At 58.2% G+C, this 16,164-nt stretch carries 16 protein-coding genes and 2 pseudogenes; 11 read left to right on the top strand and 7 right to left on the bottom strand.

Going from position 1 to position 16,164, the window contains the following annotated elements:
* Position 1 precedes the first annotated feature (1 nt).
* The 5 genes from AC2FGE_RS17495 to AC2FGE_RS17475 are packed head-to-tail and all read right to left on the bottom strand — an operon-like array spanning position 2 to position 5,926.
* Positions 2–1,600: an ABC transporter ATP-binding protein gene (locus AC2FGE_RS17495; protein ID WP_496820541.1), complete on the bottom strand. Its 1,599-nt coding sequence runs from the start codon at positions 1,598–1,600 to the stop codon at positions 2–4.
* Positions 1,597–2,412, bottom strand: coding sequence for an ABC transporter permease (locus AC2FGE_RS17490; protein WP_496820540.1), 816 nt, complete (start codon positions 2,410–2,412; stop codon positions 1,597–1,599). Before AC2FGE_RS17490 ends, AC2FGE_RS17495 begins: the two co-directional genes overlap by 4 nt.
* The gene (locus tag AC2FGE_RS17485; protein ID WP_496820539.1) at positions 2,409–3,356 is read right to left on the bottom strand and encodes an ABC transporter permease; all 948 of its coding nucleotides are present in this window, start codon (positions 3,354–3,356) and stop codon (positions 2,409–2,411) included. Before AC2FGE_RS17485 ends, AC2FGE_RS17490 begins: the two co-directional genes overlap by 4 nt.
* 40 nt (positions 3,357–3,396) lie before the next feature.
* The gene (locus AC2FGE_RS17480) at positions 3,397–4,416 is read right to left on the bottom strand and encodes a hypothetical protein (protein ID WP_496820538.1); all 1,020 of its coding nucleotides are present in this window, start codon (positions 4,414–4,416) and stop codon (positions 3,397–3,399) included.
* A 22-nt stretch (positions 4,417–4,438) separates the two neighbouring features.
* Positions 4,439–5,926 carry an ABC transporter substrate-binding protein gene (locus AC2FGE_RS17475; RefSeq protein WP_496820536.1) on the bottom strand — a complete coding sequence of 496 codons (1,488 nt, stop codon included), beginning with the start codon at positions 5,924–5,926 and terminating at the stop codon, positions 4,439–4,441.
* Positions 5,927–6,096: 170 nt separating this feature from the next.
* Between AC2FGE_RS17475 and panB the strand changes: the two genes are divergently transcribed.
* The 4 genes from panB (at position 6,097) to AC2FGE_RS17455 (ending at position 9,794) form a co-directional block, all read left to right on the top strand.
* Entirely contained in the window at positions 6,097–6,936 is an 840-nt protein-coding gene (panB, locus tag AC2FGE_RS17470) for a 3-methyl-2-oxobutanoate hydroxymethyltransferase (RefSeq protein WP_496820535.1), read from the top strand.
* Positions 6,933–7,787 (top strand): pantoate--beta-alanine ligase, encoded by an 855-nt coding sequence (gene panC / locus AC2FGE_RS17465; RefSeq protein ID WP_496820534.1) that lies wholly within the window; start codon positions 6,933–6,935, stop codon positions 7,785–7,787. Before panB ends, panC begins: the two co-directional genes overlap by 4 nt.
* A 72-nt stretch (positions 7,788–7,859) precedes the next feature.
* Positions 7,860–9,338 carry a glycerol kinase GlpK gene (gene glpK, locus AC2FGE_RS17460; RefSeq protein ID WP_496820533.1) on the top strand — a complete coding sequence of 493 codons (1,479 nt, stop codon included), beginning with the start codon at positions 7,860–7,862 and terminating at the stop codon, positions 9,336–9,338.
* Positions 9,339–9,377: 39 nt separating this feature from the next.
* Positions 9,378–9,794, top strand: coding sequence for a VOC family protein (locus AC2FGE_RS17455; protein WP_496820532.1), 417 nt, complete (start codon positions 9,378–9,380; stop codon positions 9,792–9,794).
* 229 nt (positions 9,795–10,023) lie between these two features.
* Here AC2FGE_RS17455 and AC2FGE_RS17450 read toward each other — a convergent pair whose 3' ends face one another.
* Complete coding sequence (locus AC2FGE_RS17450; RefSeq protein ID WP_496820531.1) at positions 10,024–10,437, bottom strand: hypothetical protein; 414 nt, start codon at positions 10,435–10,437, stop codon at positions 10,024–10,026.
* 224 nt (positions 10,438–10,661) lie between these two features.
* On the opposite strand from AC2FGE_RS17450, the pseudogene AC2FGE_RS17445 reads away from it, so the two are divergent.
* Together AC2FGE_RS17445 and AC2FGE_RS17440 are read left to right on the top strand one after the other, a co-directional pair.
* A pseudogene (locus tag AC2FGE_RS17445) lies at positions 10,662–11,291 on the top strand (IS6 family transposase); the annotation flags it as partial.
* Between the two features lies 1 nt (position 11,292).
* A pseudogene (locus AC2FGE_RS17440) lies at positions 11,293–11,720 on the top strand (transposase); the annotation flags it as partial.
* Between the two features lie 70 nt (positions 11,721–11,790).
* Here the strand turns inward: AC2FGE_RS17440 and AC2FGE_RS17435 are convergent.
* Positions 11,791–12,408, bottom strand: a complete 618-nt coding sequence (locus AC2FGE_RS17435) for a helix-turn-helix domain-containing protein (protein WP_496820530.1) — start codon at positions 12,406–12,408, stop codon at positions 11,791–11,793.
* Between the two features lie 102 nt (positions 12,409–12,510).
* Here AC2FGE_RS17435 and AC2FGE_RS17430 point away from each other — a divergent pair, with 102 nt between their 5' ends.
* The 5 genes from AC2FGE_RS17430 to AC2FGE_RS17410 are packed head-to-tail and all read left to right on the top strand — an operon-like array spanning position 12,511 to position 16,117.
* On the top strand, positions 12,511–13,701 hold the full coding sequence (locus tag AC2FGE_RS17430; RefSeq protein ID WP_496820529.1) for an LLM class flavin-dependent oxidoreductase: 1,191 nt from the start codon (positions 12,511–12,513) through the stop codon (positions 13,699–13,701).
* Positions 13,694–14,371 (top strand): glutathione S-transferase family protein, encoded by a 678-nt coding sequence (locus AC2FGE_RS17425; protein WP_496820527.1) that lies wholly within the window; start codon positions 13,694–13,696, stop codon positions 14,369–14,371. The genes AC2FGE_RS17430 and AC2FGE_RS17425 overlap by 8 nt, the downstream gene beginning before the upstream one ends.
* A complete protein-coding gene (locus tag AC2FGE_RS17420) occupies positions 14,371–14,853 on the top strand; it encodes a flavin reductase family protein (protein ID WP_496820526.1) in 483 nt (160 codons plus the stop codon). The genes AC2FGE_RS17425 and AC2FGE_RS17420 overlap by 1 nt, the downstream gene beginning before the upstream one ends.
* Complete coding sequence (locus tag AC2FGE_RS17415) at positions 14,850–15,746, top strand: alpha/beta hydrolase (RefSeq protein WP_496820525.1); 897 nt, start codon at positions 14,850–14,852, stop codon at positions 15,744–15,746. Before AC2FGE_RS17420 ends, AC2FGE_RS17415 begins: the two co-directional genes overlap by 4 nt.
* Positions 15,743–16,117, top strand: a complete 375-nt coding sequence (locus tag AC2FGE_RS17410) for a nuclear transport factor 2 family protein (protein ID WP_496820524.1) — start codon at positions 15,743–15,745, stop codon at positions 16,115–16,117. The genes AC2FGE_RS17415 and AC2FGE_RS17410 overlap by 4 nt, the downstream gene beginning before the upstream one ends.
* Positions 16,118–16,164 lie beyond the last annotated feature (47 nt).

Raw genomic sequence — 16,164 nt, 5'->3', positions numbered from 1 at the left:
ATCACGCTGCACCCACCCCGATCTCCGGCAGCTGCGGCGCGGCCGAAATCAGCTTTTGTGTGTATGAGTGGCGCGGGTTGGTGAAGACCTGCTCGGTCTCGCCCTGTTCAACGATCTTTCCGGCCTGCATGACCATCACCCTGTCCGTAATCGTGCGCACGACGCTCAGATCGTGACTAATAAACAGATAGGTCAGATCATAGGCCGCACACAGTTCAGCCAGCAAATCCAGAATCTGCGCCCGGACCGAGACGTCAAGGGCCGAGACAGCCTCGTCAAACAGGATCAGTTCCGGCCGGATGATCAGCGCGCGGGCAATGGCGATGCGTTGCCTTTGACCGCCCGAGAATTCGTGGATGTACTTGTCCGCATCTTCCGGGCGCAGCCCCACAGCGATCAGCATTTCGGCAATGCGATCCCGCCGCTCACCCCCAGCCGGAGGTGTTTCGAGCAAATGAAATGGTTCGGTAATCAGGCGCGCAACCCGGTGGCGCGGGTTGAAACTGCCATAGGGGTCCTGAAACACCACCTGCATTTTATGCCGCACGGCGGGGTTGGGTTTATGGCCCGAGAACACCGGCTGACTGTCCAACCGGATATCACCGGATTGAACCTCTTCCAGCCCCAGAATAGCCCGTGTTAGGGTCGATTTTCCGCATCCAGACTCCCCGACCAGACCCAGCCGCTCACCCCGGTTGAGGGTGAAGCTGACCTGATCCACGGCACGGGTATAGCCGGGCGCATCGAACAGGCCCTTGCGGGGCAGGCGATAGTCGCGGACCACTTGCGTGACCTCAAGCAGCGGCTGCGGTTGTTTTACATCAGGCAAAGCCACCTGATGGTTCGACGCCTCGAACAGCATCCGGGTATAGGGGTGCTGCATATTTTGTAGCAGAAGGTCGGTCACACCGCTTTCGACCACCTCGCCATGGCGCATGACGACGATCTGATCCGCCATATCGGCGACAACAGCCAGATCATGGGTGATCATCAGCAGACCCATCCCGTATTCAGTCACCAACCCTTTGAGAAGGTCCAGAATCTGCGCCTGTGTGGTCACATCCAGCGCCGTTGTCGGTTCATCCGCGATCAGAAGTTTCGGCCGTAGTGCAATCGCCATTGCAATGACTACGCGCTGACGCTGACCACCCGATAGCTCGTGCGGATAGCGGGACAGGGGGAAGCGATCTGAAGGCAGCCCAACTCGGGCCAATACCTCTTGCGCCCGCTCCCGCGCCTGCACAGGAGGCATCGCCTTGTGGATCAGGATGGTCTCCATCACCTGATCGCCGATGGTTTTGACCGGGTTCAGTGCGGTCATCGGCTCTTGAAACACCATCCCGATCGAAGCACCGCGTAATGCGCACATCTCTGCCTCGGGCCGGTTCAGGATTTCCTGCCCGTCCAGCAGGATCGAGCCATCACTTTCCGCCCCATCGGGCAACAACTGCATCACGGCCAGTGCAGTCATCGATTTACCCGAGCCGCTTTCCCCGGTTACAGCAACGATCTGCCCCGGTGCAATCGACAAGCTGACCTGTTTCAAAATCTCGATCCCGTGTATGCCAAGGGACAGGCTTTCGATCCGCAGCAAACTCATGTCCGCGCCACCCGGATTCGGGGATCCAACCAATCGCGCAGACCATCCCCTAACAGGTTCAACCCTAACACCGTCACAATGATCGCCAGCCCTGGGATCAGAGCCAAATGCGGGGCAAAACTGACCATGGTCTGCGCGTCAGCCAGCATACGGCCCCAGCTGGGTGTCGGTGGTTGTGCCCCCAGACCGACATAAGACAGGCCGGCCTCGGCCAGAATGCCCAGGCTGAACTGAATGGTACCCTGCACGATCAGCAGATTGGCTACATTGGGAAGGATATGTTCCGCTGAAATCCGCGCCGCGCCCTTGCCCGAGACACGGGCGGCGAGGATGAATTCCCTCTCCCACAACGACAGGGCGGCCCCGCGGGTGATGCGAGCGAAGACGGGGATGTTGAAGATACCAATGGCGATGATCGCGTTGATGGCGCCCGCGCCGAACACAGCAGTGATCAGGATGGCGATGACCAGAGAGGGGAAGGCAAAAACCAGATCGTTGCCCCGCATGATCACTTCATCCAGCCATGACCCCTTGCGTGCCGCCGCGGCCAAGCCCAGCGGCACACCTAGTGCCATACCGATTCCGACAGCAACCAGAGCCACCGCAATCGACGTCCGCGCGCCGACCATGATCATCGAGAACATGTCGCGCCCGAAGTGGTCAGTCCCGAACCAATGCTGCACGTTTGGCGGTTGTAGCTTCTGTGGGATGTCCAGCGCAGTGTGGTCGTAGGGCGTCCAGACAAAGGACACCAAGGCTGCCAGCAGAACCAGCGACGACAACACAGCTCCAAGGATCAGGTTGCGGCTCATGTCCGGCTCCTCAACCTTGGATCGACGGCGGCATAGGCCAGATCCACCAGGAAGTTCACAGTGATGACTGCGAAGACCAGCAGCATGACCACCGATTCAACCACGATCAGATCACGGGCAGAGATCGCCTGAAAAACCAGCCGACCGAGGCCGGGCAGGTAGAACACTTGCTCGATGATTATCGATCCGGCCAGCAGAAAGGAAAATTGCAATCCGATGATGGTCAACACCGGGATCAGCGCGTTTCGCACCCCATGCCGCCACAGCGCCTGACGGCGGGACAGCCCCTTGGCACGGGCGGTGCGCATGAAATCTTCGCCCAGTATGTCCAGAAGCGAGGATCGCATCACCCGCGCCAAAATGGCCGCTTGCGGCAACGCCAGGGCGATGGCGGGCAGGGTCAGAGAATGTAGCCCGGTCCAGAACCCTTTGTCCCAACCGGCGAACCCTCCGGCATTGAACCAGCGCAGGTTGATGGCAAAGATCAGGACCAGCATCATCGCAAACCAGAAATTCGGCACCGCAATGCCCAGCTGTGTTGCTCCCATCACTGTCAGATCACCCGGTTTGCCGCGGCGCGCGGCAGCGTAGATGCCTGCAGGAAAGGCGATCAGGGTCGACAAGGTCAGTGCATACAGCGCCAGTGGCAAAGACACCCACAGCCGATCCGCGATCATCTGCGAAACAGGGGTGCGATAAGTGTACGAGGTCCCGAAATCACCCACCAGCATCCCGCCTACCCAGTTGAAGTACCGCTGGGTCTTAGACATGTCCAACCCCAGCTCGGCACGCAGCGCGGCCAATGTGTCGGGCTGCGCGTTAACGCCCAACATGAACGAGGCTGGATCGCCCGGCGCCACCTCGATCACCGCAAAGATGACGACCGAAGCAATGGCAAGGCTGATCACAAGTGAAAGCAGTCGTTTGAGGGCATAGCGTAGCATTGGGGGCAGGTTAAGTGCGCGCCCTGCCCGGGTCCAGCGGCTAGTTATACTTACGCTGCTCTTGCCGAACCAGATCGAGGGCGCAGGCCGAAAGCTCTTGCGCAGGGGCTGATTCTGCCAGCGTTTCCAGATTGGTTTCGGTACGTGCCAAAGCCGCTCGGCGTAACACCATCAACCGGGCACGTGGGCTGTCCAGAAACTGCGATTGCGGGATGACGGTCTCAAAGGGGCTGTCGATACGGATGACCTCGAAGTACCCGCCCAGCAGCGCGAGGAAGGCAAAGGAACAGGCCGGAGCCTCTACCGTACAATGCGTGTTGCAAAGTTGCGCGATGGGTCGCGTCGCCTCGGCTGTCATCAGCCAGTCTTCGACGGCAGACCGCCACGGGTTACCCGGTGACAGATCGCCATAGCCCAACCCCAACGCCAAAACACCAGCCATTCCAAGCGCCTGCTCCGAGTTCGCCGAAACCGGGTCGGGCTGAATATGGCGCAGCGCCGCCAAACCATCCCCGCGGGGTTCAGGACTGTCCGAAAGATAGGCCAGATAAGGCTGCAGATCGTCCATGGTCCCGTCATAGGCGCGCAACTCATCCCGCATCGCCTGACTGCCATACAATGCAACGATCCGCGTTGAGTAATCTGTGGCTTGATGTTCACCAAGATCGTTGAGACGTTTCACCTGATCGGGATCAGGCTGAGGCTGCCTGGATCGCAGCAAGGCCTGCGCCAGTGCATTCCCCCTGGCGGCCTCAATGGTAAGCCAGGACGTGCCGAAATTGCTGTTGTCGCGACGTCGGAACAGGGCGCGGGATTCGGCAGGCTCAAGGCTCTGCCGAAACGGGGATGGCCCAAGATCTGTGGTTTCGATCCGGCCCAGCAACAAACGCGCATCCGAATTGCCAGACGCCGCCAGCGCCGCCAACATTGGCAACGCCTTGGCATCGTCGCCGTCCAGCCACAAGGCTACTGCCGCATCCAATGTGGTCTCTGCCGATGCGGATGGCGCAACACATAGCTGCGCCAGGACCATCAAGGTGAGGAAAGAGCGTTTGATCATTGGCCTTTCCTTAGACTGAACGCTACTCCGCCCAGCTGATTGCCGTCAGATCAATCGCCGCTGTCGGCGCGTTCTGCCACAACCCCTGCACGCCCGCCTTAGCCACACCCAGTTTGGCCAGCTGGAACAGGTATCCGTTGACATAGTCGTTGGAAATCAGGCGCTGCGCTTCACCCATCAACCGGGCACGCTCTTCAGGGTCGGTGGTGGTGTTCAGCAACTCCATCAAGGCCTGAAAATCGGTGCTGTCGTATTGGAAATAATAATCGGGCCGTGCATAGATGCCGATATCCATCGGTTCGGTGTGGCTGACGATGGTCAGTCCGAAATCCTTGCCCTTGAACACGGATTCCAGCCATTGTGCCCATTCTACATTGATGATCTCGGCGGTGATCCCAACCTCGGCCAGTTGTGCTGCGATGATCTCTCCACCCCGGCGCGCATAGGACGGGGGCGGCAGGTGCAGCGTAGTCTCAAAGCCTTCGGCAAACCCGGCCTCAGCCAGCATAGCCTTGGCCTTTTCCGGGTCATAGGCAGACTGCCCAGTCAGATCGACATAGGCCGGGTTATGCGGCGCGAAATGGGTTCCGATTGGGGTGCCATAGCCGAACATGGCTCCGTCAATGATGGCCTGACGATCAATCGCATGGGCCAGAGCCTGCCGGACGCGGATATCGTCGAACGGCGCTTGCTTGTTGTTGGTCGACAGGATCGTTTCGCCTTCGGTCGAGCCAACAAGGACCTGAAAGCGCGGATCAGCCTCGAACTGAGGCAGGTTTTCTGGCGCTGGGAAATTGTCGAACACATCCACATCTTCAGCCATCATGGCAGCAAAAGCGGCGGTCGGGTCTGAGATGAATTTGAACGTCGCACTCTCTAGTGCAGGCTGATCACCCCAATAGTCAGGATTGCGGTTCAATGTGATGCTATCGCCCTGCACCCATTCGCCAAAGGTGAAAGCCCCGGTACCGACCGGGTTGGTCTTGATGTCATCGATGCTCTCAGAGGCAACGATCACCGCGTCGCCCCAGGCCATGTTGAACAGGAAGTTACCGTTTGGTTCGGAGAGGGAGACCTTGACGGTCAGCGGGTCGACGGCCTCGACGCTTTCAATTCCGGCAAACAGGGCCTTCTGCGCGTTAGCACTGTCTTCGGCCATTGCGCGATCAAGGCTGAATTTGACATCCTCAGCATCCATCGCACTGCCGTCATGGAAGGTCACTCCATCGCGCAGCTTGAAGGTATAAACGGTGCCGTCATCCGAAATCTCCCAGCTTTCCGCCAGCCCCGGCACGACCGAACCATCGCCCATGAACCGGGTCAGGCCTTCGAAGATATTGGTGTAGACCACCGAATCGATGGCCTGAGCAGCCGCGCTGGTCGGGTCCAGATGAGGCGGTTCTAGCTGCATGGCGATTGTAATGTCCGATTGGGCCATCGCTTGTGTTGCCAGCACTCCGGCGCTCAGCGCCAGCACCGAGCCAAAGGTTCGAAACACCTGCTTAGTCATGGAAACTCTCCCCGTTGAAGTCAACGCAGCCGCGTGTTTGCGGGCTTTTCTGGGCCTAGTGTTCCCCTAAACCTAAGGTCATTCAAGAAAATGTTCGCGCAACCGGGGTTTCGTGGGCCCTGTTCGATCTGCTATGCCGCACTGCAACATGAACCCCGCAAGGAGCGAACATGAGCGCCACCGCCCGCAAAAAAGCCCCAAATGCAGAGGATATTCGCGCCCGGAAGGGAGGCGAGCCGCTGGTCAGTCTGACCGCCTATACTACCCCGATGGCGCGTTTGATGGACACCCATTGCGACTTTGTGCTGGTGGGCGACAGCGTTGGCATGGTGCTGCACGGGCTGGAATCGACCCTTGGCGTGACGATGGAGATGATGATCCTGCACGGGCAGGCCGTTGCCCGTGGGTTGGACAGTGCAATGATGGTCATCGACATGCCATTCGGCAGCTACGAGGAAAGCCCGGCAAAGGCGTTCCGCAACGCTGCCCGTCTCATGGCAGAAACCGGGGCTGGGGCTGTCAAACTGGAAGGTGGGGTCGAGATGGCCGAAACCATCCGCTTTCTGGTCAAGCGCGGCATTCCGGTGATGGCGCATATCGGCCTGACACCGCAATCGATCAACACCCTGGGCGGCTACAAGGTGCAGGGGCGCGACGAACAAGCCGAGGCCGTTTTGGCCGATGCCCACGCTGTCACCGAAGCAGGCGCCTTTTCTGTCGTGTTAGAGAAGGTTCCGCAAAGTCTGGCCGACCAGATCACCAACGAAGTTACGATCCCGACAATCGGTATCGGAGCCTCTGCCGGGTGCGATGGGCAAATCCTTGTGGTTGACGACATGGTGGGCTTTTTCACGGCCTTCAAACCGAAATTCGTGAAACGCTATGCCGAACTGGGCCCGCTGGCCGAAGCCGCCATCGCCGAATACGCCGCCGAGGTGCGCGCGCGCAGTTTCCCGGCGGATGAACATGTCTTTGCCGATCAGGCCCCTGCCAAAGGGCCAAAGGGATGACCGCACCAATCCTGCGCCGTCTGGCCGATCTGCGCGCGCTGACGACCGAATGGCACCGCAAGAGCGAAACCATCGGCGTTGTGCCCACCATGGGCGCGCTGCACCAGGGGCATCTGTCACTGGTTCAGGCCGCCAAGGCAGGTACAGACCGCGTGATCGTCACGATCTTTGTGAATCCCAAACAGTTCAACAACCCCGAAGATCTGGCCAATTACCCGCGCACCGAGCATGAGGATGCGCAGAAGCTGGCCCCTTACGATGTCGACGCGATCTATGTACCCGATCCCGAAGAAATCTACCCAGCGGGCTTTTCCACCACTGTTACGGTCGCTTGCTTAACGGATATGATGGAAGGGCCCTTCCGCCCCGGCCATTTCGACGGCGTGGCCACGGTGGTTGCCAAACTTTTCCTGCAAACGCAGGCGGATAAAGCCTATTTCGGCGAAAAAGATTATCAGCAACTGCTGGTCGTCCGCCGTATGGCCCGCGATCTGAACATTCCCATTGAGGTTGTAGGCTGCCCCACGGTCCGCGAGCCCTCGGGTTTGGCCATGTCCTCTCGCAACCTGCGGCTGACGCCCAAAGGGCTTGAGATCGCAGCGCGAAAGAACACGCTTATGCAAGCGATGGCCAAAGAACTCGCTGCCGGTGCATCGTTCGAGCCACTTGCACAGCAAGCCAGGGATGACCTGCTGGCCGCCGGGTTCACCGAGGTGGAATATATCGACCTGCGCTGCGCAGAAACGCTTGAGACCCTACCCAACGCATCACGCCCGGCCCGACTGTTCATCACCGCCTGGGCCGATGGTGTGCGCCTGATTGACAATATCGCTGTTCCACCTGCGGCCTGATTTCTGCTCTGGCCCCTGCGCGAGTGTTTGCGCTAAAGTCCCGCAAAACCATGCGGGGGAGGATCGCAGGCAATGACCTATATTCTGGCAATCGATCAGGGCACCACGTCCTCGCGCGCGATATTATTTGATGCACAAATGCAGGCCGTCGGCACCGCCCAGCGCGAATTTCCTCAGCATTTCCCGCAGGAAGGCTGGGTTGAGCACGATGTCGAGGATATCTGGGACAGCGTTCTAACGGTCTGCCGTGAGGTGATGGAGACCACCAGCGTCTCGGCCGACCAGATCGCCGGGATCGGCATCACCAACCAGCGCGAAACCACCGTGGTCTGGGACAAGACCACCGGCAAGGCGATCCACAACGCCATCGTCTGGCAGGACCGTCGCACCGCCGAGATCTGCGCCCGCTACAAACAGGCCGGGTGCGAGGATGATGTGACGGCCCAAACCGGGCTGCTGCTGGACCCGTATTTCTCGGGCACCAAGGTCAAGTGGCTTCTGGATACCGTCGACGGAGCCCGCGCACGGGCCGGGGCCGGGGAGTTGCTGTTCGGCACCATCGACAGCTTCCTGATCTGGCGTCTGACCGAAGGACGCAGCCATGTCACCGATGCGACCAACGCCGCGCGTACCCTTCTGTTCGACATTCACAAGGGTAAGTGGAGCCCCGAGATTTGTGATCTGCTGGACGTGCCTCTAACAATGCTGCCAGAGGTGCTGGATTGCGCGGCTGATTTTGGCAGCACGTCCCTGCTGGGTGGTAACATCCCAATTCTGGGTGTCGCCGGGGATCAGCAGGCCGCCACGATCGGTCAGGCCTGCTTCCAACCCGGTATGATGAAATCGACCTATGGCACCGGGTGCTTTGCGCTGCTGAACACCGGCGCGCAGCCCGTCGCCTCAAAAAACCGTTTGCTGACCACCATTGGCTATCAGTTAGACGGGCAAAAGACCTATGCGCTGGAAGGCTCGATCTTCATAGCCGGCGCGGCAGTGCAATGGCTGCGGGATGCGCTGAAAATCATCGATGCCGCCCCGCAAAGCGGCGATCTGGCCGCGCAGGCGGACCCGGCCCAGCATGTGGTTCTGGTCCCCGCTTTCACCGGCCTCGGCGCACCCTATTGGAAGCCTGATTGCCGGGGCGCGATGTTCGGGCTGACCCGCAATTCGGGCCGGGCCGAGATTGCCCGCGCCACGCTGGACAGCATCGCCTACCAGACCCGCGACCTGTGGCATGCAATGCAAGGCGATTGGGGCGCCGAGGCTGATGTGATCCTACGCGTCGATGGCGGGATGAGCGCGTCAGACTGGACCATGCAGGGCCTGTCGAACTGTCTGGGTGCCCCGGTGGATCGCCCGGTGATGCAGGAAACAACCGCATTGGGCGCGGGCTGGCTGGCCGGTATGAAAGCGGGTGTCTATCCTGATCAGGACGGGTTCGCCGAGACCTGGCAGCTGGACAAACGTTTTGAACCCCAGATGGCACAGGATGCGCGCGATACGGCCTACGCCCGCTGGCAACGTGCTGTACAGGCGGCCATGTCATTCTAAAGTCTGTTGCCTCGGCCAGCCGAGACGAGGAGGGATACTATGATCGCCTATGTCACTGTTGGCACCGATGACGTCGCACGGGCCAAACGGTTCTATTCAGCCTTGATGCCCGCGTTAGGATATGAGCTTGAAGAAGGGCCCGAAGGTCTAAGCTATGCCTTGCCAGTGGAACCAAACCAATCCCCGGTACTGCCCGAGTTCTATGTCAAACCCACATTCGACGGGGCTCCGGCCTCGGCGGGCAACGGTTCAATGACTGCATTCGAGGCGCAAAACCAGCAGCAGGTGCGTGATCTGCATGCCGCCGCGCTGGCTGCTGGCGGATCAGACGAAGGCGCGCCAGGCTTTCGCGCCGCTTACGGACCCAATTTCTATGTCGGCTACCTGCGCGACCCGCAGGGCAACAAGATCGCGCTGTTCTCCAGCAATCCAAACGAACCAGGACGGGATGATTAAGGCCAGGCGGCAGTTGTAGCCTTTCAAGGATGTGGCACTCGCGTTACGTTCTTTGCTGGATACAACTGCTCCGACGCGCGCTCCTATCTGCATGAAGCCGAGCCCATCGGTCAGTTGCATCACCTGTTCATCTCCAAGCCGAACGCAACGACCTAGAATCAAAAAAGGAACCGATACGCGAGCAATCGCCCATCAATCGTCGGCAAATTTGCCTTCGATCACATCTGCCCTAGAAATGCCAATCGTCGAATGACGCGACTGCGGAATAGGTCCAGAAAATAGTTTCAGGCGTATCGGACGTTTGCAGTGACAGCGATGGGTATTCTTGCTCTGTCAAATTGGACAGGGCACGTTCCATCCCGCTGGGAATCCCGCCATTTCCAGCCTGTGCGTCCGAGGTATTGAAAACAAACGCGTCACCGCTGACCAGTGTAGTGCTCGCAGGCGCGTCTTCGACGGGGCGGAAAGGAATAACCTCAACATTCAATTGCGCACCGCCACCCGCATCAGTCGCATCGGCGTTAACCAAAGCAACGATCCCGGGGGTCTTGGTATCGTCAACTGAGGCGACCTGTACCGGCAGTTCGCCTTTCAATCTGGCGATAAGCTCGGGGTTCAATTCTCGTGCACAAAAGTTACACATTGGGTTCTCCAAAACTTCTACTGGCAGGCATGGAATCCCGTCAGCTTGAATATCCAATTCTTAGCTTCCGTATCTGGGAAATGCGGCAGCTTTTGGGCCTTCAACTCAGAACGTCGCCTATGCGATGTGCAGTGACCATGGGATCTATTGCAATTTTTGACCATCGACCTTTGTGGTGCTGCCCCCGGGGTAGCGAACGGCGTTACCCAGTTGAAGGTTAGTCTATGATTTCTTTCAAAGGTGCACAGAATCCGAAAGACGTGATCCTGTTCGCAGTGTTCTTTTGTGTTCGCTACGGTGTCTCTTATCGAAACCAGCAAGAAATCATAGCCGAGCGCGGTGTTTCAGTGGGCCGCACCACGCCGAACCGATGGGTAACCCGGTATTTCGGTGCAATCTCTGAAGCAGCGCGTCGTCGCAAAGGGCCATGCGATCGTTCCTGGAGAATGGATGAGACTTACATCAAAGTGAATGGTGCATGGGTTTACCTCTGTCGGGCCATCGACAAACACGGCAAGACCCTTGATTTCAAGCTGTCTGAGCGCAGGAACCATCCAGCAGCAGCAAGGTTCTTCGCCCGGATGTCGGAGACAAATGAATTGCCGAGCAAGATTGTGATTGGCAAAAGTGGCGCCAACGTGGCTGGCATCAAGGCCATCAACAAGATGCTCAAAGGTTTTGGCTGCCCAATCCCAAGTGAGGTAGTAAGGCGTAAATACCTGAACAATATTGTGGAACAGGACCACCGTTTCATCAAGTGACGCACTCGGCACATGTGTGGGTCCAAAGCCTTCGCTTCAGTAGCGGCGACGCCAGACGGTATCGTAGTTGCGAACATGATCCGCAAGGGTCGACGCGCGCAAGCATGGCAGCCCGAAGCGGCGCATATCGCGCAAGATCAACCTTGGAATCGACGAGCGAACGCAAGAAGTCTAACCATCGAGATCACCGGAAGCTATATCGACGATGCGCCAATGCTGCAGGAACTGCTCGACCAGATCCCGGCACACGACAAGGTTGGTTCGGTGACTGCTAATGACGCTTACGACACGCGCAGATGCCACGAAGAGATTGCCGCTCGAAACGCCGCCACGCCATCTGGCGACGCCGGAGCGGATATCACCTTAGGCGCTGCGTCGAGAGCGAGATGAACTACATCAAGCTGCTCGTTCAATCGTTGATGGCATGGGACTTCAATCGCCAGGTTACGGCGTCGCAGGCCCGCATCGCCGTGCTGAACGGCTATCCCGCTCTGGGCGCCTGTCACAGAGGCCGCAGGATAAATCCGTCCGTGGAAAGGGGGACCTCGGCCTTCACCCGATTTGTGCAACAAGGCCAATAGCAGGCCAACAGTCACCACGTGATCCGGATCGGCGACATCGCCCAGATCATTGTTGCCTCTTTTTCGGTCTTGTTGCGAAAGCGATGGGCGATCATGGACGGATAGGAAAAACTGTCTCCTTCACGCAATGCAATGACCTCGCTCCCGAGACGTAGCTCAACTTCACCGCTCAGGACGATGGCATGTTGCTCACCTTCAAAGGAATACCCTTCCAGTGGCTCGGGCGGCTCTCCTGCGCCGGGGCGGAATCGCGACAGGATCAAATAGCACTGGCCGGATAACGTGCTGGAAAGCAATTCGTCTTCAAAGCCCAATTCATCTGTTGACCGCGTATACATCGCAGACAGCGCCCGGCGGTTCTCGCGTCGCACGACATGCTTGCGCTCAAGAGGACCATCGCCCGCCTGTTTGGGGAAGAACCAGTTGGGATCGACCGCAAGCGCCACACTGATTTCCGCAAGCAGTTCGTCCGACACCTTTGCCGCCCCAAGCTCAATCCGGCTGAGATAAGCCTTTGAGCACGACACCACCTCGGACAGGCGTTGAAGGGTCAGACCACGCGCTTTGCGCACTTCACGAATTTCACTGCCAAGGCTTTGGGCGTCGGTCTGGGATACGTCATTTTCCATGACTTCATGATAAGTGTTTTTAGTTGACTTTTCGAGGTAAAATCAAGCTAGTTGAAAATAGTGCAAAAAATCAACTGATTTTCTATCAGCCGGGAGAATGCTATGCGCTTTGATTTGATTGCGAATTTCAGCCCAGGAGAGACGATTCCCTGGACCCGGACTTTGGAGATGATCCTCGAACAGTGCTCGCTGGCAGAGCAGTCAGGGTTCACGACAGCATGGTTCACCGAGCATCACTTTGCTCATAACGGATATATGAATGCTCCGCCCAATCCGATCCAAATGGGAACCCATGTGGCGGCGCATTGCAAAAAGCTACGTGTAGGAACCGCCCCTATCATCCTGCCGGACTGGCATCCGCTGCGGGTGGCCGAGGATGCGGCCATGCTTGATAACATGACGCGGGGCCGGTTCGATTTCGGGGTTGCCAAAGGCATCAACGAACGTTCGACCTTGCAATTCAATAAGGATGCGGACCGGCGCGACAATGCCAAGGTCATGCGTTTATATCAGGAGAGTCTGGAGATCATCCTGAAAGCCTGGACCAATGAGGCCTTCACCCATCACGGTGAGTTCTACCAATTCCCGGTTCCCGGCTGGAAAGAAACCAACCGGTTTTTTAACCCTCTGGACCCGCGTTATCATGACGAGGATGGCGAATACAAAGCGATGTATGTGCATCCGCGCCCTTATTCCAACCCACATCCGCCCGTCTGGCTGATGTCGAATGCCCCGCCCACGTTCGAACTGGCCGGAGAGCGAGGCTGGGGTGTGATCTCGATGGCTGCCGGCCCCAAGGCGACGATGGCCTGTTGGGAACCCTACCGTCAGGCCCTGTCAATACGCGAGGGACGCGATGTAAAGCTTGGCGAAGGTGTCGGTGTCTGCACGGCTTTTTATGTTGGTGAAAGCATGGAAGAAGCGGTGAACACGATCCGTGGCCCGATCAATGCCTATTACGAATTCCTGGGCGGGTCGCGCCCCAAGGGGGAATGGACCAAGCATGGCTATCTGGATGTCGGCGAAGACATGACCCCAGAAGATGAGGAGATGGACTGGTTCGACTTTCTCAACAAACGCGGGATCATCGTGGTAGGCGACGCCGAATATGTCGCGGATCGCTTTGCCGAGCGGCAGGAAACCATCGGCCTCGATCATCTCATGCTGATGCAGCAATACACCGGCGTGCCTTACGAAAAGATCCTCGCCAGCTGGCATCGTCTGTTCGAACATGTTGTTCCGAGATTCGGCACGCAATCCATCGCGCAGAAAAGGATGCTGGAACATGCTTGAGATCTGGGGGCGCCCCTATTCATCGAATGTCATTCCGGTGATCTGGGCGGCGAATGAATTGGGATTGGACTATACCCTGCAACTTGCCGGAGGCAGCTTTGGCAAGCTCGACACCGACATGTATGCGCAGATCAATCCCAACAAGATGATCCCGGCGATCCGCGATGGGGATTTTGCACTGTGGGAAAGCCTGGCCATTGTGCGCTATCTTTGCGATCGCTACGGGGCAGGCACGCTTAGCCCCGCCGACATCCAGACCCGCGCGATTGCAGATCAGTGGATGGAGTGGTCGGCCAGCCGCGCATTTGGGCCTGTGATCTATCTGTTCTTCGCCACGGTGCGGACGCAACCCGACCAGCTTGACCCGGAAAAGATCGCCAAGCTGCGCGATGAAGCGCATGAAACCCTGACCATTCTGGATCAACACCTTGCGGACAAAGCCTATGTCTGCGGCGACAGTTTCACTATGGCGGATATTCCGCTGGGATGTGTAGCCTATCGTTACTTCAACGTTGACGTCGACCGCCCACCCTTGCCCAATGTCGAGGCCTGGTATCAGAGGCTGACGGACCGTCCTGCCTATCAGGATCACGTCATGCGTCCATTCGGGACAAACCCCGACGAATGGGCTGTGCTGGAAAGAGCTTCTGCCAGCGAAGGGGTGTTGTGATGGATACCCGAGATTACCGTCGCGCGCTTGGTGCCTTTCCGACGGGTGTTACCATCGTAGCAACCTATGACGCGGACGGAGAGCCATGGGGCCTGACCGCCAATTCCTTCACTTCTGTCTCATTGCAGCCGCCGGTGGTCTCGGTCTGTGTCGCAAAGTCAGGCCGAGTCTTCCCGACGTTGTCGCAATCGGATCATTTTGCGGTCAATATCCTGTCGGCCAACCAGAAGGACCTTGCGATGCATTTCGCCAGTGATGTCGAAAACCGGTTTACCGACACCGAATGGACCCCCGGAACAGCGACACCCCTGATCTCAGGTGCTTCGGCGCAATTGGAGTGTACGGTTCACGGCAGGGTCGACGCAGACGATCATGAGATCCTCTTGGGTCGCGTCATTAATTATACCCACATGCCCGTACCCCCACTTGTCTTTTGCCGCGGCGCGTTCTTCCCCGCGCCCCAACCCGAGGCTACGTCATGACCGATCATCTGACCTATCACACCCGTTTCAGCCCCGATGAGTTCGACGCGCAATACAATCTTCGGGCCGGGCGACCGGACTATGAAGCCACCGTTATTCCCGCGTGGACCAGCAGCAGCGAGGTTGCGCGTGCCACAACTGATTGCAGTCTCGATATCCGATATGGAGACGGCGAGAAACAAAAGCTGGATGTCTTCCGTTGCCCGGACGCGACCGCGCCGACGCTGGTTTATGTGCATGGCGGCTATTGGCAACGCGGCGACAAGTCGATCTACAGCTTCATCGCTCCGCCCTTTGTCGCTGCGGGGATCAATGTTGTGGTCATCGGCTATGATCTTTGTCCATCGGTGACCATCACCCGTATTTCCGAAGAAATCCGGGAAGCCATGGCATTTATCTGGCGCAACGCGCCTGACTTCGGCCTGAACCCCGACCGTATCACCGTGATGGGCCACTCGGCCGGCGGCCATATTACACAGATGATGATGGCGACTAACTGGCCCGCTTTCGGTGACGATCTTCCTGCGGACCTGATCAAATCCGGCATCCCGGTTTCACCGCTCAGCTACCTTGAACCGGTGCGTCTGACCCAGGCGCTCAACTCCGGTATCCGGATGACCCCGGAAGAGGCCGAGGCGGAAAGCCCGATGACCAACCATCCCCCGGTTACAAACGCACCGCAACTGGTTGTGGTCGGCGGCGCAGAAACGGACGAATTCCACCGTCAGGCGCGCATGTATGTCGAAAAATACGAGACCCAAGACCGCCAAATGGGCCTCTATTTCGTGCCCGACGTCGATCATTTTGACGAGTTGAATGCGCTTGTTGATCCGGCAAGCGCCTTCTTCAAACACACATGTAATATGCTTCAAGGAAAAGGACCAAACGCATGACCGCTTTGACCCGAGATATTGTTGACTCTGTTGGTGACGCCTTCAACGCCAATGAGATCGATACTGTGATGAAGCATTTCGCAGACGACGCCACATTTGACCACGCCGTCGGCCCGGACGAACATGGCGTGCGTCTGGTAGGGGCCGAAACGATCCGCGGTGCATTTTCTGCACTTTTCGAAAAAGTCGAAAACGTGCATTGGGAAACCCTGGACTGCGCGATCTCCGGCAACAAAGCCTACTGCGAATACCGCCGCACCGCGACGCACAAGGATGGCACAAAAGAAGAGTTCTTGAGCGTCGACATCCTGACCTACCGTGATGGCCTGATCGTCCACAAGGACACCTATTACAAGCAACGGACAAGTTGATCGGTTACCCCCTGATGCAGCAGACAGTCGGCAGTCTTGTTTGAGGG

The sequence above is a fragment of the Ruegeria sp. YTSA075 genome (assembly GCF_059610245.1).
The sequence above is the reverse complement of the archived record's forward strand: the minus strand, read 5'-3'. Positions and strand labels throughout refer to the sequence as shown.